17 protein-coding genes are annotated in these 23625 nt (G+C 59.9%); 11 read left to right on the top strand and 6 right to left on the bottom strand.

Features of this window, described 5'->3' with window-relative positions; translation table 11 throughout:
• Positions 1 to 15: 15 nt before the first annotated feature.
• The 4 genes from leuA to FFH90_RS25110 all read right to left on the bottom strand — a co-directional run bounded on the left by leuA (position 16) and on the right by FFH90_RS25110 (position 5323).
• The gene (gene leuA, locus FFH90_RS25135; RefSeq protein ID WP_018927056.1) at positions 16 to 1695 is read right to left on the bottom strand and encodes a 2-isopropylmalate synthase; all 1680 of its coding nucleotides are present in this window, start codon (positions 1693 to 1695) and stop codon (positions 16 to 18) included.
• A 429-nt stretch (positions 1696 to 2124) separates the two neighbouring features.
• Entirely contained in the window at positions 2125 to 2946 is an 822-nt protein-coding gene (locus FFH90_RS25120; protein WP_064620122.1) for a peptidoglycan DD-metalloendopeptidase family protein, read from the bottom strand.
• Between the two features lie 3 nt (positions 2947 to 2949).
• Positions 2950 to 4329 (bottom strand): exodeoxyribonuclease VII large subunit, encoded by a 1380-nt coding sequence (xseA, locus tag FFH90_RS25115; protein ID WP_018927054.1) that lies wholly within the window; start codon positions 4327 to 4329, stop codon positions 2950 to 2952.
• 97 nt (positions 4330 to 4426) lie between these two features.
• Positions 4427 to 5323, bottom strand: coding sequence for a LysR family transcriptional regulator (locus FFH90_RS25110; RefSeq protein WP_138866271.1), 897 nt, complete (start codon positions 5321 to 5323; stop codon positions 4427 to 4429).
• 100 nt (positions 5324 to 5423) lie between these two features.
• Between FFH90_RS25110 and FFH90_RS25105 the strand changes: the two genes are divergently transcribed.
• From FFH90_RS25105 to guaA, 4 genes are all read left to right on the top strand, one after another.
• Positions 5424 to 6191: a sulfite exporter TauE/SafE family protein gene (locus FFH90_RS25105; protein WP_138866270.1), complete on the top strand. Its 768-nt coding sequence runs from the start codon at positions 5424 to 5426 to the stop codon at positions 6189 to 6191.
• An 86-nt stretch (positions 6192 to 6277) separates the two neighbouring features.
• A complete protein-coding gene (locus FFH90_RS25100; RefSeq protein ID WP_111454295.1) occupies positions 6278 to 6826 on the top strand; it encodes a sugar ABC transporter ATPase in 549 nt (182 codons plus the stop codon).
• 141 nt (positions 6827 to 6967) lie between these two features.
• On the top strand, positions 6968 to 8437 hold the full coding sequence (gene guaB / locus FFH90_RS25095; protein WP_018927050.1) for an IMP dehydrogenase: 1470 nt from the start codon (positions 6968 to 6970) through the stop codon (positions 8435 to 8437).
• A gap of 99 nt (positions 8438 to 8536) precedes the next feature.
• Entirely contained in the window at positions 8537 to 10114 is a 1578-nt protein-coding gene (gene guaA / locus FFH90_RS25090; protein WP_018927049.1) for a glutamine-hydrolyzing GMP synthase, read from the top strand.
• Between the two features lie 89 nt (positions 10115 to 10203).
• On the opposite strand, the gene FFH90_RS25085 is transcribed toward guaA, so the two are convergent.
• A complete protein-coding gene (locus tag FFH90_RS25085) occupies positions 10204 to 13251 on the bottom strand; it encodes a membrane-targeted effector domain-containing toxin (RefSeq protein ID WP_138866269.1) in 3048 nt (1015 codons plus the stop codon).
• Positions 13252 to 13350: 99 nt separating this feature from the next.
• Positions 13351 to 14055, bottom strand: coding sequence for a trehalose operon repressor (gene treR, locus FFH90_RS25080; RefSeq protein WP_111454293.1), 705 nt, complete (start codon positions 14053 to 14055; stop codon positions 13351 to 13353).
• A 237-nt stretch (positions 14056 to 14292) separates the two neighbouring features.
• On the opposite strand from treR, the gene treP reads away from it, so the two are divergent.
• From treP to tadA, 7 genes are all read left to right on the top strand, one after another.
• Entirely contained in the window at positions 14293 to 15735 is a 1443-nt protein-coding gene (treP, locus tag FFH90_RS25075) for a PTS system trehalose-specific EIIBC component (protein ID WP_138866268.1), read from the top strand.
• A gap of 41 nt (positions 15736 to 15776) precedes the next feature.
• A complete protein-coding gene (treC, locus tag FFH90_RS25070) occupies positions 15777 to 17426 on the top strand; it encodes an alpha,alpha-phosphotrehalase (RefSeq protein ID WP_138866267.1) in 1650 nt (549 codons plus the stop codon).
• A gap of 93 nt (positions 17427 to 17519) precedes the next feature.
• A complete protein-coding gene (locus FFH90_RS25065) occupies positions 17520 to 18743 on the top strand; it encodes a carbohydrate porin (RefSeq protein ID WP_138866266.1) in 1224 nt (407 codons plus the stop codon).
• A gap of 62 nt (positions 18744 to 18805) precedes the next feature.
• A complete protein-coding gene (gene ptsP, locus FFH90_RS25060) occupies positions 18806 to 21334 on the top strand; it encodes a phosphoenolpyruvate--protein phosphotransferase (RefSeq protein WP_138866265.1) in 2529 nt (842 codons plus the stop codon).
• Positions 21335 to 21336: 2 nt separating this feature from the next.
• The gene (locus FFH90_RS25055) at positions 21337 to 21624 is read left to right on the top strand and encodes a PTS transporter subunit EIIB (protein WP_138866264.1); all 288 of its coding nucleotides are present in this window, start codon (positions 21337 to 21339) and stop codon (positions 21622 to 21624) included.
• A gap of 102 nt (positions 21625 to 21726) precedes the next feature.
• Positions 21727 to 23103 carry a multicopper oxidase family protein gene (locus tag FFH90_RS25050; RefSeq protein ID WP_064620084.1) on the top strand — a complete coding sequence of 459 codons (1377 nt, stop codon included), beginning with the start codon at positions 21727 to 21729 and terminating at the stop codon, positions 23101 to 23103.
• Positions 23103 to 23600, top strand: coding sequence for a tRNA adenosine(34) deaminase TadA (gene tadA / locus FFH90_RS25045; protein WP_018927040.1), 498 nt, complete (start codon positions 23103 to 23105; stop codon positions 23598 to 23600). Before FFH90_RS25050 ends, tadA begins: the two co-directional genes overlap by 1 nt.
• The last annotated feature ends 25 nt before the right edge of the window (positions 23601 to 23625 follow it).

Below are 23625 nucleotides of genomic sequence, written 5' to 3'. Positions count from 1 at the left end.
CATTTGCAGCGAAGCTTACGCCGCTTTCGCTTCCGGCTGGCTCAGGGAGCGGTTCAGTGCGCTGAACAGGGCCTTGAAGCTGGCAGTGGTGATGTTTTCGTCGATGCCGACGCCATGCACCGCACGCTCACCGTTCACCCGCAGTTCAATGTAGGCCGCGGCCTTGGCATTGGTGCCCGCGCCGATGGCGTGTTCGTTGTAGTCCATGATTTCCACCGGGATCGGCAGGCCGGCCACCAGTGCTTCCAGGGCACCGTTGCCCTTGCCGCGCCAGTGCAGGTTGGTTTCGCCCTGACCTTTGCTGGAAACTTCGACTTCCACGGCGCTGTGTCCGTTTTCTTCCTGCAGGCGATGGCTGACCAGCGCGTAAGGGGTGTTGGCCTGCAAGTACTCGCTGTGCAGCAGCGCGTGGATCTGCTGGGCGGTCATCTCCAGGCCGAGGCGATCGGTTTCACGCTGCACGACCTGGCTGAACTCGATTTGCATGCGGCGCGGCAAGCTGATGCCGTATTCCTGTTCCAGCAGATAAGCGATACCGCCCTTGCCCGACTGGCTGTTGACGCGAATCACCGCCTCGTAGCTACGGCCAATGTCGGCCGGGTCGATCGGCAGGTACGGCACTTCCCACAGGGCGTCCGGTTGCTGCTGGGCGAAGCCCTTGCGGATTGCATCCTGGTGCGAGCCGGAGAACGCGGTGTGAACCAGGTCGCCGACGTACGGGTGACGTGGGTGCACCGCAATCTGGTTGCACTCTTCGACGACTTTGCGCACGCCATCGATGTCGGAGAAATCCAGCTCAGGGTTGACGCCCTGGGTGTAGAGGTTCAATGCCACGGTGACGAGATCGACGTTACCGGTACGCTCGCCGTTGCCGAACAGGCAGCCTTCGACACGGTCGGCGCCGGCCATCAGGCCCAGCTCGGTGGCGGCGACGCCGGTGCCACGGTCGTTGTGGGTGTGCAGGCTGATGATCACGCTGTCACGACGGTTGATGTGACGACCGAACCATTCGATCTGGTCGGCATAGATGTTCGGGGTCGCGCATTCGACGGTGGCGGGCAGGTTGAGGATCACCTTGTGCTCAGGCGTCGGGTTCCACACCTCGATCACCGCGTCGCAGACTTCCTTGGCGAATTCCAGTTCGGTGGCGCTGAAGGTTTCTGGGGAGTATTCGAAGGTCCACTCGGTGTCCGGCTGCTGGGCGGCATATTTGACGAACAGCTTGGCGGCGTTCACGGCGATGGCCTTGATCCCGTCCTTGTCCTGGTTGAAGACAATGCGGCGGAAGGAAGGGGAGGTCGCGTTGTACAGGTGAACGATGGCCTTCTTGGCACCGCGCAGGGATTCAAACGTGCGCGCGATCAAGTCTTCACGGCCCTGGGTCAGCACCTGAATGGTGGTGTCGTCCGGGATGTGGCCGCCTTCGATCAGGGTACGCACGAAGTCGAAGTCGGTTTGCGAAGCAGCCGGGAACGAGGCTTCGATTTCTTTCACACCGACTTGCACCAGGGTCTTCCAGAAACGCAGCTTCTTGACCGCGTCCATTGGCTCGATCAACGACTGGTTGCCGTCACGAAGGTCCGAGCTGCACCAGATCGGCGCTGCAGTGATGGTCTTCGATGGCCAGGTGCGATCCGGCAGGTTGATGGTCGGGAACGCGCGGTATTTCGAAGACGGGTCTTTGAGCATGCTCATTGGAAAATCCTTATTGTGTGGGCCGAAAAAAGGCGGCCTGCCGGTGGATCAAATGTTCTGGTAAAGCATCAGACGAGGCACCGCGATTCAGCCTGGCAGTCGTGCACTGACGAGGCACAGGCTGCGGTGCTGGCGGAGCTGAATGAGGGTGTGAGAGGTTTTCATGCCTTCAACCCTAACCGCGGGGGGAAAGGATGGCAAGCAGTCGAAAAACTTTGAGAGGAATACTCGAAAAGCGGGTTTTTGCGAGATTTTATTGCTCGTAAGAAGCAGGATCGTTTTGTCGCTTGCGCAGTGTCTCAGCCATGCGCAATCGATAGAAGAGGGGTTGAGTGGGTTGAGAGTGTTCGGTTGACCTGTGGGTTTCGGTGATGCTCAGGCCGTCTTCGCGGGCTCGCCCGCGAAGAGGCCATCTGCCTCAACCACTGCTTATGGCTGAAACGCACCAATGAAAATCGCCGGGTCCACCCGCGCATCGTTCAAGCTGACGTTCCAGTGCATATGCGGCCCGGTCGCGCGGCCAGTTGAGCCGACTTTCCCGACCACCTCACCACGCGCCAGTTGCTGGCCGACTTTCACGTCGATCTTCGACATGTGGCAGAACATGCTGATAAAGCCCTGGCCGTGGTCGACGAACACCGTATTGCCGTTGAAGAAGTAATTCCCGATCAGGATTACCTTGCCGGCGGCCGGGGTTTTGATCGGCGTGCCGGCGGGTACGGCAAAGTCGAGGCCCGCATGGGGATTGCGCTCTTCGCCATTGAAAAAGCGGCGCACGCCGAACTTGCTCGACAGCGGCCCATCGACTGGTTTGTCCAGCAACAGGTTGCTCGGGGTATTCGGGCTGAAGCTGCGGTAAGCCTGGATCTGCTCGGCCAACTCGCCCTCGATGCGCTTGAGATTCGCCGGGTTCGGATTGACCTGCTGCGTATTCTTCAGGGTGATGTGCTGTTCCGGGTATTTCTTGTTGCCGACGGTGAAGCTCAGGTTGCGACCACCGCTGCTCAGCGACTGGCTGCCCGGTTTGACCGTCAGCGGCACGCCGACGATGGCCAGCCAGTTGTTCTGCTCTTTGACCACCAATACGGGTTTGCCTTGATAACTGGCTTTCGGCGCCTGGGCGGAGCTGCCCAGATCAACCACTGCCACGCCGCCCGGCACCGGTTTGTTCAACAGGCGGGTGATGTAACTGTCGGCGTGGGCGTTGAAGGTCAGGCACAGCAACAGCAATGGAGCAAAAAAGCGCGGCATGGATCAATCCAGTAAAGAGAGGGTGACAGGCGTCAGGTGATTGTCTTCGACCCGCACTTGCAGTTCGCCATCGCCGAGTTTGGCTTTCAGGCGCTGGCCGGTGTGGGTTTGCGCGGCGCTGCGGATCGCGTTGCCGCGCTCGTCCAGCAGAATGCTGTAGCCACGAGCGAGGGTCGCCAACGGGCTGACCACATGCAGCGTCTGCATCTGACTTTGCAGTTGCAGGCGACGGGATTTAAGCCCTTCGCGCATGGCCCGGGGCAGGCGCTCGGCGAGGCTGTCGAGGCGCTGGCGAAGCATCGCCAGTTGTCGCCCGGGATGTTGCCCGGCGAGGCGGGTTTCCAGGCGGATCAAGCGCTCGCGACGGGTGTTGAGGCTACGTTCGAAAGCGCGGCGCAGGCGCATGTCCAGATCATCCAGGCGTTGCGCTTGCTGACGCAGGCGTTCGCCGGGATGGCGCAAGCGCCGAGAGATGCCTTCCAGACGCAGCCGATCGCGCATCAAGCGGTCACGCATGCGCATCACCAGTCGTCGGTGCAGGCTTTCGACCCGACGCACCAGATCGCTGGAGTCAGGCGCCAGCAGTTCGGCGGCGGCGGACGGCGTCGGCGCGCGAACGTCGGCGACGAAGTCACTGATCGATACGTCGGTTTCATGGCCGACGGCGCTTACGATTGGCGTCACACAGGCGTCCACGGCGCGGGCCACGGCTTCTTCGTTGAAACACCAGAGGTCTTCCAGCGAGCCGCCGCCACGGGCCAGGATCAGCGCATCGAAACCACGGGCGTCCGCCAGTTTCAGCGCGCGGACAATTTGCGCAGTGGCTTCGCGACCTTGTACGGCGGTAGGGATCAGCGTCAGTTGCACCTGCGGCGCACGGCGGCGGAACACACTGATGATGTCGCGGATCACCGCGCCGGTGGGTGAACTGATGATGCCGATGCGTTGCGGGTGCGCCGGCAGCGGCACTTTGCGTTCGGCACTGAACAGGCCTTCTGCGCTGAGTTTTTCCTTCAAAGCATCGAAGGCCAGACGCAGGGCGCCGTCACCAGCCGGCTCCACGGTGTCGAGAATCAGTTGGTAGTCACCACGGCCTTCAAACAGCGAAACCTTGCCACGAACCTTGACCGCCAGGCCATCCTTCAGCGCCTGGCGAACCCGCGCGGCGTTCTGCCGGAACAGTGCGCAACGCACCTGGGCGCCGCTGTCCTTGAGGGTGAAGTACACATGGCCGGACGCCGGGCGGGCGAGGTTGGAGATTTCGCCTTCGACCCAGATGTTGCTGAACACGTCTTCGAGCAACACCCGCGCGCGGCCGTTGAGCTGGCTGACAGTCAGGACTTCCCGGTCCAGGCCGAGTCTTGCAAAGGGATCTTTAATCATGGGGCGCAGTTTAAAGGCATTCGGCGATCAATCTCCATGATCCGGCGAAAATCCCCTGTGGGAGCCCCCTCGCCACAGGTCGCTCCCCACAGGTTTGCTACGGCAGCCGGGTGAAGTGTTCAACGAATTGCTGAACCAGCGCGGTGGGATCTTGCCGGCAGGCGAGGGCGACGGTGCTGTGGCAATCCGGGTCGGCCAAGGGGAGAAAATGGATGTCCGGCGGCGCAATGTCCTGCATCGATTCCGGTAACAGCGCGATGCCGAACCCGGCCTGGATCAATTGAAGTTGCGTGGTTTTGCGTGACACCACCCGAGCCGCCCGGGGAAAGAACCCTTGGCGCATGCACAACTCGGCAGACAGATAGCTCAGACCGCCGCGCTGTGGATGAGGGATGGAAATAAACGCTTCATCCTTCAACTGTGCCAGATCGATGCCGTGTGCGGACTTTTCCACAGCCAGCCGATGATTCGGCGGCACTGCCAACAACAGACGCTCGCTGTACAGCGGAACAATCTGCACCCCTTCACGCTGGCGCAGCACCGGCAGGCGCAACAGACCCACATCCAGGCGACCTTCGGCCAATTCTTCCAGTTGTGCTTCCGAGGACAGCTTGACGATGTCCATCGACACCCCGGCATGCAGATCCAGATAAACGCTGATGCCGCGCAGCAGTCGACCACTCATGGGCACGGTGCTGGAATGGCTCAGGCGCAAGACGCCCAGTTGACCGGTGCCCACTTGAGTGGCCATTTCGCTGGCCTTGGTCAGTTCGTTCAGCAGGTTTCTGGCCCGAGGCAAAAAGGCTTCACCCGCTGCCGTCAGGCGGGGCTGGCGGGCGGTTCGTTCGAACAGTGGCGTTTGCAGGCGGGTTTCCATGTCCTTGATCTGCCGGCTCAAGGCTGACTGAGCAATAAACAGTCGTTCGGCCGCTGCGCTGAAGCTGCCGCTCTCGGCGATTTCCACGAAGTAACGCAATTGGCGGGTTGAAAGCACCAGGTATGCCTTTTTGAGATGGGTGATCGATTTTGAAGATATTAGTCGCAACGCCCGGCGCTGGCTAAAGTCATCACAGGAATAAAAGGAAGCCGTGTCGATGAATGTGCTGGAGTTGTTGAGCCAATGGCCGTGGGGTGTGGTGGATTGGTTGGTGATCGGATTGGGTGTTGCCCTGGCCTACATCGTGTTCGGCATTGCCGGTTTTGGCACCGCGCTGGTGGCGGGGCCGATTCTGATTCTGTTCATGCCACTGTCGAAAATCGTGCCGCTGTTGGTGCTGCTGGATTTCGTCGCCGCGTTCGGCAATCTGCTGCCCTCGCGTCGAGATGTAGAGCGGTCCGAATTGCTGCGACTGCTGCCGTGCATGGCGGTGGGTTGCACGTTGGGGGTGATTTTTCTGCTGAACCTGAAATCCGATGTGTTGCTGCTGTTGATGGGGCTGTTTATCAGCGCCTATGCGATTTACAGCCTGTGGATCAAAACCCGTCCGACACGATTATCCGCCGGGTGGGCGGTGCCGATGGGCACGGTGGGCGGGATGTTCGGGGCGCTGTTTGGCAGTGGCGGCTTTCTATATGCGATCTATTTGAACAGTCGGTTACCCAAGGACGAGGCTCGGGCCACCCAGAGTGCGTTGATCAGTTGCAGCACCGTGGTGCGTTTGAGCCTGTTTGCCGTCGCCGGTGTGTATGCCGAGCTACCCTTGTTGGTATTGGCGCTGTGTTTGTTGCCGGCGATGGCGCTGGGGCTGTGGATCGGTCGGCGATTGATCATGAAGTTGTCCCGCGAGGCTTTCGTGCGGTTGGTGACCTGGCTGGTGCTGGCCAGCGGGATTGCCTTGATCGGGCGTTATTTGAGCACTTGACCAGATTTCGTCAGGGATTAAGCTGCCGGCCGCCCTGACAATCGGCGCACCGCAGCAACATCCCTTTGACGCAGTAGGCTTGCACCATGAATTCGCAAAGCATCATCGTCCCGAAAATCTCCACACTGCCGGTACACGAACCCCGGGCCCGGGCGGTCGTGCGGTGGCTGGTGCGCAAGAACATTATTAAAGAAGAGCTGACCACCTGTGGCCGCACCGGCAATCACATGGCCCACGCCATCGCCGACGGCGCCCGCGCCGTGGTCCTGCATCCTGAAGCGCTGCCGTTCGGCGAGCCGATCAATGGGCTGGAGGTCATCACCAAGCGTTGCATCTATACACCGGCCAAGGGTTTCCTCGAAGAAGCCGGCTGCGCCGAGTGCCGCAAGGAGATCGGCGAAGCGCTGTTCGAAAGCCTGGAAGACTGGATGCCGGGGCGCACCGATAACTTCACCTGCCCTGAGTGCGGGCATGAAGACGACATCAACGGCTTTCTGTTTTTGCAGGAATGCGGCTTTTCCAACCTGGGGTTCATCTTCAACAATTGGCTCGAGGCCGGGTTCAAGCAGGACTTTATCGATGAGTTTGCCGATTGGCTGGATCAGCCCGTGAGTTGGGTCAAAGTCGAACTCTAAATGCCGGCGTTGGTCCCCTATGGGGGACAATGTTTCTCCGTATGTCAGTAATGCCAATAATAGACAGAGTTTTACATTGAACCCGAGGGGGTGTCTGACTATAATGGCGCGCTTCCATTTTCCCGCTCGGGAGCCCCCGCGATGCTGCGTATCAGCCAAGAAGCTCTGACATTCGACGACATTCTCCTAGTGCCCGGTTATTCCGAGGTGCTTCCTAACGAAGTCAGTCTCAAGACCCGCCTTACCCGTGGCATCGAGCTGAATATTCCACTGGTTTCCGCCGCTATGGACACCGTTACTGAAGCCCGTCTGGCAATCGCCATGGCTCAGGAAGGTGGCATCGGCATCATCCACAAGAACATGACCATCGAGCAGCAAGCTGCCGAAGTGCGCAAGGTCAAGCGTTACGAAGCCGGTGTGGTCAAGGACCCGATCACCATCGAGGCCGATGCCACGGTGCGTGAACTGTTCGAACTGACCCGCCTGCACAACATCTCCGGCGTTCCGGTACTGCACGATGGCGACCTGGTCGGCATCGTCACTTCCCGTGACGTGCGTTTCGAAAACCGCATGGACGTCAGCGTCCGTGAAGTGATGACGCCTAAAGAGCGTCTGGTCACGGTCAAGGAAGGCGCCAACAAGAACGATGTGCGTGAATTGCTGCACAAGCACCGTATCGAGCGCGTGCTGATCGTCGACGACAAATTCGCCCTCAAAGGCATGATGACCGTCAACGACATCGAAAAAGCCAAGGCTTACCCGCTGGCCAGCAAGGACGATCAAGGTCGTCTGCGTGTTGGCGCAGCAGTCGGCACCGGCAAAGACACCGGTGACCGCGTAGCTGCCCTGGTCCATGCCGGTGTTGACGTGGTGGTGGTCGACACTGCCCACGGTCACTCCAAAGGTGTGATCGACCGCGTTCGCTGGGTCAAGCAGAACTTCCCTGAAGTGCAGGTCATCGGCGGCAACATCGCCACCGGCGCTGCCGCCAAGGCCCTGGCCGAAGCCGGCGCTGACGCAGTCAAGGTCGGTATCGGCCCAGGCTCGATCTGCACCACCCGTATCGTCGCCGGTGTCGGCGTCCCGCAAATCAGTGCCATCGCCAACGTCGCCGCTGCCCTTGAAGGCACCGGTGTTCCGTTGATCGCCGACGGCGGCATCCGTTTCTCCGGTGACCTGTCCAAGGCCATCGTGGCCGGTGCCTCCTGCGTGATGATGGGCTCGATGTTCGCCGGTACTGAAGAAGCGCCAGGCGAGATCGAACTGTTCCAGGGCCGTTCGTACAAGGCTTATCGCGGCATGGGTTCGCTGGGCGCCATGTCCCAGGCTCAAGGTTCCTCCGACCGTTACTTCCAGGACTCCTCCGCGGGTGCCGAGAAGCTGGTTCCGGAAGGTATCGAAGGGCGTGTTCCTTACAAGGGCACCCTGAGCGCCATCATCCATCAACTGATGGGCGGCCTGCGTTCCTCGATGGGCTACACCGGTAGCGCCGACATCGAAGAAATGCGCACCAAGCCTGAGTTCGTGCGGATCACCGGTGCTGGCATGGCCGAGTCCCACGTCCACGACGTACAGATCACCAAAGAAGCGCCAAACTACCGCGTAGGTTGAGGCTTCAAGCAAATCGTTAAGCAACCGGGGCTGTTCTATTCAGCCCCGAGTTGTTTCTGAATCACGACTGTTTCTGAATTACTTAGACGAGACTGAATCATGGCCCTCGACATTCACGCTCACCGCATCCTGATCCTCGACTTCGGTTCCCAGTACACCCAACTGATCGCCCGCCGCGTGCGTGAAATCGGCGTTTACTGCGAACTGCATCCGTTCGACATGGACGAGGAAGCCATTCGCGAATTCGCTCCAAAAGGTGTGATCCTCGCCGGCGGCCCCGAGTCCGTGCACGAAGCCGACAGCCCTCGCTGCCCGCAAGCGGTGTTTGACCTGGGCGTGCCAGTCTTCGGTATCTGCTATGGCATGCAGACCATGGCCGAGCAACTGGGCGGCAAGGTTGAAGGTTCCGACCTGCGTGAGTTCGGTTACGCCCGTGTCGACGTAGTCGGCAAGAGCCGCCTGCTCGACGGCATCGAAGACCATATCGACGCTGATGGCCTGTTCGGCCTCGACGTATGGATGAGCCACGGTGACAAGGTCACCAAGATGCCGGAAGACTTCCACATCCTGGCCAGCACCCCGAGCTGCCCGATTGCCGGCATGTTCAACGATGACCGTGCCTACTACGGCGTGCAGTTCCACCCGGAAGTGACCCACACCAAGCAGGGCGGTCGCATCCTGTCGCGCTTCATCCTCGACATCTGTGGCTGTGAAGCCCTGTGGACGCCGTCGAAGATTGCCGAAGACGCCATCGCCCAGGTCCGTGCCCAGGTTGGCACCGACAACGTACTGCTCGGCCTGTCCGGCGGCGTGGACTCCTCGGTGGTTGCCGCGCTGCTGCACAAGGCCATTGGCGATCAGCTGACCTGCGTGTTCGTCGACAACGGCCTGCTGCGTCTGCACGAAGGCGAGCAAGTGATGGCCATGTTCGCCGAGAACATGGGCGTCAAAGTGATCCGCGCCAACGCCGAGGACCAGTTCCTCAACAACTTGGCTGGCGAGTCCGATCCAGAGAAGAAGCGCAAGATCATCGGCCGTACCTTCATCGACGTGTTCGATGCCGAATCCTGCAAGCTGGACAACATCAAGTACCTGGCCCAGGGCACCATCTACCCGGACGTGATCGAGTCGGCTGGCGCGAAAAGCGGCAAGGCGCACGTGATCAAGTCGCACCACAACGTGGGCGGCCTGCCGGAAGAAATGAACCTCAAGCTGGTTGAGCCGCTGCGCGAACTGTTCAAGGACGAAGTCCGTCGTCTGGGCCTGGAACTCGGCCTGCCGTACGACATGGTCTACCGTCACCCGTTCCCGGGTCCGGGCCTGGGCGTGCGGATCCTCGGTGAAGTGAAGAAGGAATACGCCGACCTGCTGCGTCGCGCCGACCACATCTTCATCGAAGAACTGCGCAAGGCCGACTGGTACCACAAGGTCAGCCAGGCGTTCGTAGTGTTCCAGCCGGTGAAATCGGTTGGCGTTGTCGGCGATGGCCGTCGTTACGCCTGGGTCGTTGCCCTGCGTGCCGTGGAAACCATCGACTTCATGACCGCGCGTTGGGCACACCTGCCTTACGAACTGCTGGAAACCGTCAGCGGCCGGATTATCAATGAAATCGAAGGCATCTCCCGCGTTACTTACGACGTGTCGAGCAAGCCGCCAGCGACGATTGAGTGGGAGTGATCCCGCTCTGACTGATCGTCGGTAACAACCGAAAGGCCCCGTGAATGTGAGTTCACGGGGCCTTTCGCGTTTCACGGTGCGGTGTTTCCCTACACTGGCAAGCGTCCTTCGAGTTTCATGCCCATGCCGGTGAGCGCATGGGAAAGGCTGATCAGGTTGGGGTAAGGTTTTTGATGGATGTCAGTCCAGGCGGGGCGATTGACCAGGTATTGCCCATCGGCCGTTCGTTCAACCAGAGTCTCTGTGATCAGGCCGGTTCTGCTGCGATGGACCAATGTCCAGGTTCCGTCAGATTCCTTGAAAGTGAACATTCCCTGGCGGAACAGCAGTTGAGCGATGCCGTCCGGGGTTCGTTGCAGTATGGGCATCGGTACTTGCAGGTTGATATCGGCATACAAGGTGTCGAAATCGCCATGATAGTTAACGGGGGGCGGGCTGGCATTGCGGCCCACCTCTATGCCGTGGTCTATCTCTATATGCAGGCTACGCTCGGGAAGTACTTCCTCGATACGCAAGCCGATACCGCCATTCAGTTCGCTGAGGCCGGCAATGCCTCTAAAGGTATTGGTGTTTTCCTGGCCCGTCAGCACGACCCATTTACCTGATCTGCCAAGCGCTTCATTGGCACGCATGATCGTGGTGGTGAGGTAGTTTTTAATGGATTGTTCCTGAACATCAATGAGGGACGATTCTGGATATCGGTAACTTGCCAGGCAATCGGTCGACTGGATCCGGATACCGTTCTCGCGAGCCACCTTGACGACCTCAAGAGGGGTGAACTGCCCGGCAGGATCGCTTTGTAACTGTTTCAAATACTTTTCGAGCATGCCGTCCATCTTTGCGCCTCTGCCGAAAATATTCAGGTCCATTTGATTGAAGTCATTGAGCAAGCGATGCATATAGATCGTCTTGACGCCTTGCCTGGCCAACGTCTGCATGTTCTCGATGAGGAACCGCATGCTGGCAATACGATCCTGGCTTTCTCCAATCACTAATCCCGGCGAAGCATCGAATATTTCCTGAATGAGTTCCGGGACAGTCATCGACGGCGTGATGACGGGTTGTACCGGGCGTGTCGGCAATGAGGCAAAAAAGTTTTCTTTGGAGAAGAAAGCACGAGCATCTCTCAATAGAGCTGTGCGATGTCCCGCGACGAACTCTTCATAGGGTGTCACCCCTTGTATGCGTCCGTTGGGAAGGTTGATTATTTTTATGTGCGTTTCTTTCTTACCTAGCCCCAGGAAGTTGAGCGACCGCCCATTGGAGGTGTCGTACTTCGTCGAGGGCACGCTAAATGATTCCGGTGGTCGGACATGGTCGGGAAACCGGGAAGGACCCGGAACAGCGGCGAGGTCGTCGTTGCCACCACCCTTCAAACCGGATTTGGGCGTCAACTCCCACTCGCCATCGGCGTTCAAACGCACGGGGATCGATCCTGAGGACGCGTGAGGGGTTGCCGGATCGATGATCGCCCAGGTGCCACCGCCGTTGATGTCGGCTTCGTAGCGCACGTAATAGGCTGCGTCGTTCATCATGATGGCAGTCGAGGGGTTGGAGTTGAGCGAGTAAATGCCCTGGAACTTGCCGCTGGTGGCAAGTGGCGCCTCACTTTCCAGAATCTCGTTACTTTGCCAGTGCTCCGGTACTTCAAGGTTCTGTGCCGGCGCCGGTTTCAGGGGGATGAACTCTGGAAGTTGAGTGGTTGCGCGCCCTGAACCGTCGGACAGCTCCTGTTCTTGCGTACCGATCGGTTCGGCAGGATTGTTGGCCTCCCGCAGCCTGGCCATTTCGGCGGCTTCGGCGGCCTCGGCCGAAGCGCCGACCTCCTCCAGAACATCGACCTCCTTGAGCAGCGGAAGGTTGAACAGAAGGTTGATGCCAGCCAGTACGGCGCCTTTTACGCCGGCCTTGCGCTCCGCCACCGTTTTGCCGTTCACGGCCTTGTCGATGTTCAAGCCCATTGAGGCGATGCTGGCGCCAATCACCGGCAGTGCAATCGGCCAGCCGAGCAGCGCCAGCGGCCCGAAGACGTGCAGGCCGGCGCTCAGGTAACCCAGCCACATGCCTTTACGCAGTTGTCCGTTGGTCACCAGAGACAGATCGGCCTCTTGCGACATTGCGCTCTGCACATTACGGCTCAACCAGGAAAACGCGTCACCGCTGATGGTGATGTTTTTTTGATTGATCAGATGGTGATCGTATTTGCCCCACGTACCCACCAATTGGTTCATCAGGGGCGTAATGTTGTCGTGGATCTCCTGACGCACCGACAGCGGGAAGTGGGTCATGAATTCGGTATAACGCGCGTCATCGTTCATTTGCAGCAGGATCCACCAATGCATGTCCGTCAACGTCGGGTGCACGTGGAACGCTTCTGTGGCCCCCGGGACATAGGTGATTTGCCGTCCGCTACCGTCATCGATACGCAGAATATCCGTGGCGACATGCCCGGCGACGTCCAGGGCGCACACCCGCAGATCTGCTGGTGCAGAGGTTTGCGCACGCAAGGTCTCCAGGGAGATCGGCCAGCATTTGTCAGCGGCGACGGCCCGGATGACGGTTTGGAACTCTTCCTCCTGCAGCGTACCGTTTTCCCGCGCCTCGATGGCTTTACTCAGATAGTTGCATTTCGCCAAGGTCCGGTAGTCATCGAAATGCGCGCTCCAGTAGGCGTTCAGCTTGTCCCGGTAACGGTCACTGAAGGTCTCGTGCCAGAAATCCTTGAGCACTGCGCTGGGGTACATCCGGACTTCGTTGGTTTCGTTGTAAATGCTGGCGGTTGCGTCGGCGGTGTAAAACCCGCCGTAACAGTCCAGCTGATCGAAATAGTCCTGATCAGTGACGTAGTACCGATGAATCACCAGCTGCGTCAGGGTCATTGACTGACTGGGTTTAGGGTAATGCTCCCAGCCCAGGAAGGTCTGGGTGCTGCTGGCCGTGACATTGCCAAAGCGATGCCACCAGACCTGATCCGGGTCCAGGCCGGTAATGCCGTGTTTTTTCAGGATTTCAGTGGCCATCACATGGGCTTCTTCGTGCAAATCGGGACAGGCAGTCACGATGACGGGTGCGATGGTCAGCAGGTGCTGTTTGTCTGCGGTATCGGGCAGCGTTTCACTTGTTTGATCGGTAGGCATGTTCTCGCTCCTTGAGAAATGGGCTGAGAGGATTGCCCATTTGCTCGAGGGAGGTGCACTACATAGTTATGTACAAACACGATTCTGCAACGTGTAGGGTCAGCGCCGTGCCACATCCGAAAAGTAGAACTTGTCGAGGGTATGCCGCGATTCGGTGTACTCGAACTGGCGGCCGTCCTGCAGGAAGGTCTGGTTACTGACCACGATCACATGGCTCTGGCCGTCGAGGTCCAGGTGTTGCTGGTCATCCTTGCTCCGGGGCACCGCTTCGATGGTGCGTTGGGCGTAAGCGATTTGCAGTTGCAGGGTCTGTTCGATGAAGGCGTAGATCGACTGCTCGGCAATGTCGCGGGTCAGGCCGGGAATCACGTCGCTGACGAAATGGTTGATGTCGAGGATCACCCGTTTGCCGTCGATCCGCCGTACACGCTTGATCCGCGTGATCAAGCTGCCTTCAGCCGCCTTGATGTGTTCGAGCAGCGGGCCTTCGAGGGGAATCTGGGTGAATTCGACCACTTCGGTGCTGACGTCGTTGCCCAGTCGCGGGTAGGTTTCCTGGAAGCTGACGATGCCGCCGAGCTGAAACTCGATCGGGTTGGTGGACAGCACGAAGGTGCCTTTGCCGTGGACTTTCTGGGCGAAACCGCGCTCCTGCAATTGCTCGATGGCCTTGCGCACGGTGCCGCGACTGGCCTGGTAGCTGTCCATCAATTCGGTTTCGGAAGGCAATCGGGCGCCGCGTTCCAGACGTTCGGTGGTAATGCTGGCAAGCAGATCGCTGTAGATCTGGTTGTATTTACTCATGGGGATGGCTCTGTGCCGCGTTGTGCTCAAGGTTTTGAACCTTAAGGGCAGGGTAGGGGTTTGTCCATGCGGCTTTGGGTTTCTTTGACTTAGGGGGTAGGAAATATCGCCGCCTGTCGGGTTCAGGATAAACAAAATCAAACTCGTCTGTACGAGTTGTTGCTTTAACTCGTACAGACGAGTATTTTTCGCTTCGGCGTGCTGCCAATAACAAAAAACTACAGCGGAAGAACAAGCATGAGCCATGACTATCCGAACATCGTCACCGAGCTGCTGCAAAGCCTCGGTGGCAGCGACAACCTCGAGCAGGCCGCGCACTGCGTCACACGCCTGCGCCTGGCCCTCAAGGACCCGAGCCTGGTCGACAGCGCCACGCTGAACCGGATCGATCTGGTCAAGGGTTCGTTCTATACCGGCGGCCTGTTCCAGGTGGTGATCGGCCCTGGCGAAGTGGAAAAGGTCTACGCCGAGCTGCGCCGACAGACCGGTCTCGCCGTCTCGACCATCGCCGACGTCAAACAGAAAAGCGCCGACAAGATCAACGCCATGCAGCGACTGGTGCGGGTGTTTTCCGACGTATTCATGCCGATTCTCCCGGCGCTGATCATTGCCGGCCTGCTGATGGGCATCAACAACCTGATCGGCGCCAAGGGCATGTTCATCGAGGGCAAGACCCTGCTGGACGCCTATCCGACGCTGGACGGGCTCTGGAGCCTGATCAACCTGATGGCCAACACGTCCTTCGTGTTCCTCCCGGCGCTGGTGGGCTGGTCGGCGGCCAAGCGCTTTGGCGGCAGCGAAATCCTCGGCATTGTGCTCGGCCTGATGCTGGTGCACCCGGATCTGCTCAACGCCTGGAACTACGGCAAGGCAGTCGCAGGTCTCGACGGCCAGAGCCTGCCGTACTTCGATATCCTCGGTTTGTTCCAGATCGAAAAGGTCGGCTATCAGGGGCAGATCCTGCCGATCCTGCTGGCGGCCTACGTGATGAGCGTCATCGAAAAATGGCTGCGGGCGCGGGTGCCGAACGCGGTGCAATTGCTGGTGGTGCCGATCACCACCATCGTGGTCACCGGCGTGCTGGCACTGGCCGTGATCGGCCCGGTGACCCGGCATCTGGGGATTCTCATCACCGAAGGCGTCGTCACTCTGTTCGACCTGGCGCCTATGGTCGGTGGCGCGATTTTCGGTCTGCTCTACGCACCGCTGGTGATCACCGGCATGCACCACATGTTTCTCGCGGTCGACTTGCAACTGATCTCCACCCAGGGCGGTACCTTCATCTGGCCGATGATCGTCATGTCCAACCTCGCCCAAGGCAGCGCGGCACTGGCGGTGTTCTACATGACCCGCAGTGTGCGGGACAAAAGCATGGCCTCGACCTCGGCGATTTCTGCCTACTTCGGCATCACCGAACCGGCCATGTTCGGGGTCAACCTGCGCTACAAGTTTCCGTTCTATGCCGCCCTGATCGGTTCGGCCCTGGGCTGCATCTTCCTGTCGCTGAACAAGGTCCAGGCTTCGGCAATCGGCGTTGGCGGCTTGCCCGGTTTCATCTCGATCATCCCGCAGTTCATTCCGATGTTCGTGGTCGGGATGGTGATTGCCATGGTCGTGCCGTTTGTTTTGACCTGCGGGTTGAGCATGAAGATTGTCCGGCCCGGGTATCGGGTCGCCTGATAGATCGCATTCGCCAGTACCTATTCAAAAAGGAATCCGCCATGCAAGACTGGCAACGTTCGGTGATCTACCAGATCTACCCGAAGAGTTTTCACAGCCACGCCGGCAACCCCACGGGGGATTTGCTCGGCGTCGTGGCCAAGCTCGATTACCTGCACTGGCTGGGTGTCGATTGCCTGTGGATCACGCCATTCCTGCGTTCGCCCCAGCGCGACAACGGTTACGACATCAGCGATTACTACGCCATCGACCCGAGTTACGGGACCATGGCTGACTGCGAGTTGCTGATTGCCGAAGCCGGCAAGCGCGGGATCAAGCTGATGCTCGACATCGTGGTCAACCACACCTCGATCGAACACACCTGGTTCCAGCAGGCCCGCAGCAGCCTCGATAGCCCTTACCGCGACTTCTATATCTGGCGCGACCAGCCGAACAACTGGGAATCCAAGTTCGGCGGTTCGGCCTGGGAGTACGAAGCCCAGACCGGCCAGTATTATCTGCACTTGTTCGACCACACGCAGGCCGACCTGAACTGGGACAACCCCAGGGTGCGCGCTGAAGTCTTCAAGATGATGCGGTTCTGGCGCGACAAAGGCGTGGGCGGGTTCCGCCTGGACGTGATCAATCTGATTTCCAAACCGGCGGACTTCCCCGAGGACAGCTCCGACGGTCGGCGTTTCTACACCGATGGCCCGAACGTCCACGAGTACTTGCAGCAGATGCACCGCGAAGTGTTCGAAGGTCATGACCTGATCAACGTCGGCGAGATGTCGTCCACCAGTCTGGAACACTGCATTCGCTACTCGCGGCCGGAGTCGAAAGAGCTGTCGATGACCTTCAACTTTCATCACTTGAAGGTTGATTACCCGAACCTGCAAAAGTGGATTCGCGCCGATTTCGATTTCCTCGAGCTCAAGCGCATCCTCTCCGACTGGCAGACCGGCATGCAGGCCGGCGGTGGCTGGAACGCGCTGTTCTGGTGTAACCACGACCAGCCGCGGGTGGTTTCGCGGTTTGGTGATGACGGCGAGCATCGGGTGGTGTCGGCGAAGATGCTCGGCACCGCTCTGCATTTCCTCCAGGGCACGCCGTTTGTGTATCAAGGCGAAGAGCTGGGCATGACCAATCCGGGGTTCGATCACATCGATCAGTACCGCGATGTCGAGACTCTGAACATCTTCCGGCTCAAGCGCGAGGCCGGTGCCAGCGACGCCGACAACATGGCGGCGATCATGCAGAAGTCCCGGGACAACAGTCGCACGCCGATGCACTGGAGCGCCGAGCCGAACGCTGGTTTCAGCGCTGTCGAACCGTGGATCGGGGTGCCGGCCAATGCCGCGCAAATCAACGTCGCCCACCAACTCGACAACCCGGATTCGGTGCTGCATCACTACCGTCAGCTGATTGCCCTGCGCCGCAGTGAAGCGCTGATGTCCGATGGCGTGTACCGGCAGTTGTTGCCTGAACACACGCAAATCTGGGCGTACGTGCGTGAAGGCAATGGTGAGCGTTTGCTGGTGTTGAATAACTTTTATGGCACGCCGTGCGAAGTTGAACTGCCACCGGAGGTGATCAGCGAAGCGATGGCACAACGTCTGGTGATCAGCAATTACCCGGACTGTCCGCCACAACATCGGCAGGTCTTTTTACGGCCCTATGAGTCGTTCGTTCTGCACCTGACCAACATTTAAAAACACTGTTTCGAACAACACGCAGAACACTGCGCGGGGGAGTTTTGCGCGCCGGTTTTGCTGCATCACACAATAAAAATAATGAGGTGGTTCTTGAAAACAACAATAAATCGCAGTCTTGTAGCGGCGGGCGTGTGCCTGGCACTACCACTGTCAGCCCAGGCGCTGGAATTCGCCGGTTACTTGCGCAGCGGCGTCGGGACCTCGGTTAACAGCGGTAAACAGCAGTGTTTCCAGCTACCGGGAGCGCAGACCAAATACCGCTTGGGTAACGAGTGCGAGCAGTACGCCGAACTTGAATTGCGCCAGGATCTGTACACCCTGGACGATGGTTCGGTGCTCAGCGTCGACGGCATGGCATCGCTGTATAACCAGTACGACAAGGACCTGACGTTCAACGGTGACAACGGCTCGGTGCGCATGCCGCAGATGTACGCGCAATGGTCGAACATGCCCAGCCTCAATGGTGGTTCGCTGTGGGCCGGTCGGCGTTACTACAAACGGAATGACATCCATATTTCCGACTTTTACTACTGGAACCAGAGCGCCACCGGCGGCGGTATCGAGGACGTGCTGATCGGCGATCTGAAGTACAGCTACGCCTTCTCGCGCAAGGACAACCTGTACCAGAAGGACTACATCAACCGTCACGATTTCAACGTCGCCGGCTTCAACACCAACCCCGGCGGTGAGCTGGAGTTCGGCTTGAGCTACATCGACAAACCCGACAGCCGCGACGCTCACCGTGGCTGGGCGATCACCACCCAGCATGTGCAGAAGGGCTTTCTGGGCGGCAAGAACAAACTGGCCTTTCAGTACGGCGAAGGCCCCGGCACGGGGTTGGGCTATACCGGTAACGTGAAGCTGGACGACAGCAGTAAAAGTTATCGCGTGGTGGAGTTCTTCGACTGGCAAGTGACGCCGCGCTTCGGCGGGCAGGTCGAGGCGGTTTATCAGAAGGACATTCGCCCCGACGGCGCTGACCAGAACTGGATTTCCCTCGGGATTCGCCCAGCCTATGCAATCACCGAGCAAATCAAACTGGTGACCGAGCTGGGCCATGATCAGGTCGAGGCCACAGGCGGCACGCGCAAACTGAGCAAGTTCACCGTCGCCCCGACCTGGTCGCCCAAGGGCCCGGAATTCTGGGCGCGCCCCGAGGTGCGTCTGTATTACACCTATGCCAGCTGGAACGAGGCGGCCAAACGGGCGGCCAATGAACTGGCGGCAGGTTCGGCGTTATCCGACACCGGTGCCTTCGGCACGGCGCGGCATGGTTCGAACGTCGGATTGCAGGTCGAGTACTGGTGGAAATAAGCGATGCTGTCGGGGCCTCGCGCTCCATCGGCACTTCAAAGAACAAAACAGCAGGTGACGTCATGGCCATACCCCAACAATTGCAACTGCTGGCACCCTTGTCCGGCGTGCTGATGCCGCTGGACCAGGTGCCCGATCAGGTGTTTTCCAGTCGCGTGATCGGTGACGGTCTGTGCATCGACCCGACCACGTCCACCTTGTGCGCACCGCTGGCTGGAGTGATCAGCAATGTGCAGGCCAGCAGGCATGCCGTCAGCATCACCGACGACAACGGCGTGCAGGTGTTGATGCACATTGGCCTCGACACTGTGAACCTGGCTGGCAAGGGCTTCACCCGGTTGGTGGAGGAAGGTCAGCGGGTTGAGGTGGGGCAGGCGCTGATCGAGTTCGATGCCGATTACATTGCCTTGAACGCCCGCAGTTTGTTGACCTTGATGCTGGTGGTCAGCGGCGAGCCGTTTACCTGGCTGGCCCCTGAAACGGGGGTAGTGCAAAACGGTCAGCCGTTGCTGAGCTTGAATCCGTCTGAAGTAGTGGCCGATGAGCCGGAGGAGGGCGAGGCACTGTTCTCAAAACCGCTGACGCTGCCCAATCTCAATGGCTTGCACGCCCGCCCTGCGGCGGTGTTTGCCCAGGCGGCGAAAGGTTTTTCGGCGAGTATTTGTCTGCATAAACAGCAGGACAGCGCGAACGCCAAATCCCTGGTGGCGATCATGGCGTTGCAGACCGCTCACGGCGACATCGTGCAAGTCAGCGCGGCGGGCGCGGATGCCGAAGTGGCGATCAAGACCCTGGTCGAGTTGTTGGCCGCCGGGTGCGGAGAAGCCGTGACGGTGATGGCAGAGGTTGAAACGGTTGCGGCTGATGCTTCATCGCTGAAGGTGCTGCGCGGCGTCTGTGCATCGGCGGGGTCGGCGTTTGGTCAGGTGGTGCAGATCGCGCAGCAGACCCTTGAAGTCATTGAATCCGGTCGGGGCGCGCAAGTTGAGCGCGAGCACCTGTCCCAGGCGTTGGCGACGGCGGTCCTGGACCTGCAGCAGTTGCGTGACCAGGCCACGGGGGACGCCCAGGCAGATATCTTCAAGGCGCATCAGGAACTGCTCGAAGACCCAAGCCTGCTGGATCAGGCCCTGGCACTGATCGACGCCGGCAAAAGCGCCGGTTTCGCCTGGCGGGCGGCCACAGAGTCGACGGCTACCTTGTTCAAAAAACTGGGCAATGCCTTGCTGGCCGAACGGGCAGCGGATTTGGCCGACGTTGGTCAACGGGTGCTCAAGTTGATTCTCGGCGTAGAGGATCAAGCGATGGAGTTGCCGGAAGGGGCGATTCTGATTGCCGAGCAACTGACGCCCTCCCAGACCGCTGGCCTGGACACGCGCAAGGTGCTGGGGTTCGCGACGGTCGGCGGTGGCGCCACCAGCCACGTGGCGATTCTCGCCCGGGCCTTCGGCTTGCCGGCGATCTGCGGTTTGCCGGTTCAGGTGCTGGCACTGGCCAATGGCACCCGGGTTTTGCTCGATGCCGACCAGGGCGAGTTGCAGCTGGATCCCGAGCTGGCCGCCATCGAGCAGTTGCAAGCCAATCGTCAGCGACAAAAGAAACGCCGGCAATATGAATTGGAAAATGCCGCGCTGGCTGCCTGTACCCGCGATGGTCATCACGTTGAAATCACCGCCAACATCGCTTCGCTGGCCGAAGCGGAACAGGCCATGACACTGGGCGGCGAAGGCGTCGGTCTGTTGCGTTCGGAGTTTCTTTATCTGGATCGCAACCATGCACCGAGCCATGACGAGCAAGCGTCCACCTACAGCGCTATCGCCCGAGCATTGGGGCCAGCGCGCAGTCTGGTGGTGCGGACCCTGGATGTCGGCGGCGATAAACCATTGGCCTACGTGCCGATGGACCGCGAAACCAACCCGTTCCTGGGCATGCGCGGCATTCGTTTGTGCCTGGAGCGTCCGCAGCTGTTGCGCGATCAGTTCAAGGCGATCCTGAGCAGTGCCGGGTTGGCTCGGCTGCACATCATGTTGCCGATGGTCACGCAATTGTCGGAGTTGCGGCTGGCCCGTCAGCTGCTTGAAGAGGAAGCGCTGGCAGCAGGGCTCACGGAACTGCCGAAACTGGGGATCATGATCGAAGTGCCGGCAGCGGCGCTGATGGCGGATCTGTTTGCGCCCGAGGTGGATTTCTTCTCCATTGGCACCAACGACCTGACCCAATACACCCTGGCCATGGACCGCGATCACCCGCGACTGGCCAGTCAGGCGGATAGCTTTCATCCATCGGTGCTGCGCTTGATCGCCGGTACAGTGAAAGCTGCCCATGCCCATGGCAAATGGGTCGGTGTGTGCGGTGCCTTGGCTTCGGAACATCTGGCGGTGCCGTTGTTGCTGGGGCTTGGCGTGGATGAGTTGTCGGTGAGCGTGCCGCTGATTCCGGCGATCAAGGCGGCGGTTCGCGAAGTCGACCTGCTGGACTGTCAGGCCATCGCCCAGCAAGTGCTGGGGCTGGAAAGTGCCGGGCAGGTACGCGAGGCATTGCGGCTGCACCACGAGGCCACGGTCGATACTTCACTGGTTCTGGAGAACTGAACATGTTCGAGAAAATGCAGCGGGCGTTCTGGAAAGCGTTGACCCCGGATCTGGTGGTGGATGAGACAAAACCGGTAGCTCAAGCCGTTTCCGGGCTGGCACCAAATGTCGTGGCCGCACTGGGCGGTGCGGATAACCTCAAGTCACATCAGCCCGTGGCGCTGACCCGGATGCGGGTGGAGTTACGGGATGTGGCGCGGATGGATCGGCAGGCGTTGACGGCGGCTGGAGTGCCAGGCGTGATGATGCTGGACGGTGGAGTGGTGCATCTGCTCACCGGTTTGCAGTGATCGTTCCCACGCGTTGCCCTTACTGTTTCTCATCCGCAGGTGTATCGTATTCGCCTTTTGCAGGCACCGCGCCTGTGGCTGATACGTGAGGTAGTTGAGTTCATGTCCTTTACCCGTCGACAAATACTCGGTGGTCTGGCCGGTCTTGTGGTGGTTGGCGTGGGGGCCGGTGGCGCGTCGCGTTACTGGCTGGGCAAGATGGCCGACGCTGAGGCCGGCCACGACTATGAGCTGATCGCCGCCCCGCTGGACGTCGAACTGGTGGCCGGGCACAAGACCGAGGCCTGGGCGTTCGGCCCCTCGGCGCCGGGCACTGAGTTGCGCGTGCGTCAGGGCGAATGGCTGCGGGTGCGCTTCATCAACCACTTGCCAGTGGCGACCACCATTCACTGGCACGGCATCCGTCTGCCGCTGGAAATGGACGGCGTGCCCTACGTGTCGCAATTGCCGGTACTGCCGGGCGAATACTTCGACTACAAGTTCCGTGTGCCCGACGCCGGCAGCTATTGGTATCACCCGCACGTGAACAGCAGCGAAGAACTCGGTCGCGGGCTGGTCGGTCCGCTGATCATCGAAGAGCGCGAGCCCACCGGTTTCAAGTACGAAAAGACCTTGAGCCTCAAGAGCTGGCATGTCGATGAAGAAGGCGCTTTCGTGCCGTTCAGCATTCCTCGTGAAGCGGCCCGTGGCGGTACGGCTGGGCGCCTGTCGACCATCAATGGCATCTCGCAAGCAGTGATCGACTTGCCTGCCGGGCAGATCACCCGCGTACGCCTGCTCAACCTCGACAACACGCTGACTTATCGCCTTAATATTCCCGGTGTCGAAGCGCAGATCTACGCGCTGGACGGCAACCCGATTGAACCGCGCCCACTGGGCAAGGAATACTGGCTCGGCCCGGGCATGCGCATTTGCCTGGCAATCAAGGCTCCGCCGGCCGGCGAAGAACTGTCCCTGCGCAACGGTCCAGTACGCCTGGGCACCTTGCGCTCAGTGGCCAATACCGACGCGCCGACCGAGTGGCCGCCGGCACTGCCCGCCAACCCGGTGGCCGAGCCAGACCTGGCCAACGCCGAGAAACTCAACTTCAATTTTGAATGGGTGGGCTCGGTGTCGGTCAACGTCGACAATGGCAAGCCGCCCAGCCTGTGGCAGATCAACGGCAAGGCCTGGGATATCACCGACAAGACCTGCGCCGACCGACCGATTGCCAAGCTCGAAAAGGGCAAAAGCTATATTTTCGAATTGAAAAACATGACTCAGTATCAGCACCCGGTCCATTTGCACGGCATGAGCTTCAAGGTTATTTCTTCGAACCGGCACAAGGTTATCCCGTACTTCACCGACACTTACCTGTTGGGCAAGAACGAGCGCGCGCAAGTGGCGCTGGTGGCGGATAACCCGGGCGTCTGGATGTTCCACTGCCATGTGATCGACCACATGGAAACCGGCCTGATGGCCGCCATCGAGGTGGCGTGATGCGTCAGATACGCCCCGCGGCAATTATCGACCGCAGCCGTGATCGTGATTTCATGCGCGAAGCCCTGGCCCTCGCCGCCGAAGGCGCGGCGCTGGGTGAAGTGCCGGTGGGTGCTGTGCTGGTGCAGGACGGTGAAATCATCGGGCGCGGTTTCAATTGCCCGATCAGCGGCAATGACCCCAGCGCCCACGCCGAGATGGTCGCGATCCGCGCCGCCGCCCAGGCCGCCAGCAACTATCGCCTGCCGGGCAGTACGCTATACGTGACGCTGGAGCCGTGCAGCATGTGCGCCGGGCTGATCGTGCATTCGCGGATTGCGCGGGTGGTGTATGGCGCGCTGGAGCCCAAGGCCGGAATTGTGCAGAGCCAGGGGCAGTTTTTTACCCAGGGCTTTTTGAATCACCGGGTGCTGTACGAAGGCGGGGTGTTGGCCGAGGAGTGCGGGGCAGTGTTGAGCGAGTTCTTCAAGGCCCGTAGGGCCAAGCCAGCGGATTAGGCGGCGACAGGTAGGCCGCCTTGCC

The sequence above is a fragment of the Pseudomonas sp. ATCC 43928 genome (assembly GCF_005938665.2).
Lineage (GTDB): Bacteria > Pseudomonadota > Gammaproteobacteria > Pseudomonadales > Pseudomonadaceae > Aquipseudomonas.
The sequence above is the reverse complement of the archived record's forward strand: the minus strand, read 5'-3'. Positions and strand labels throughout refer to the sequence as shown.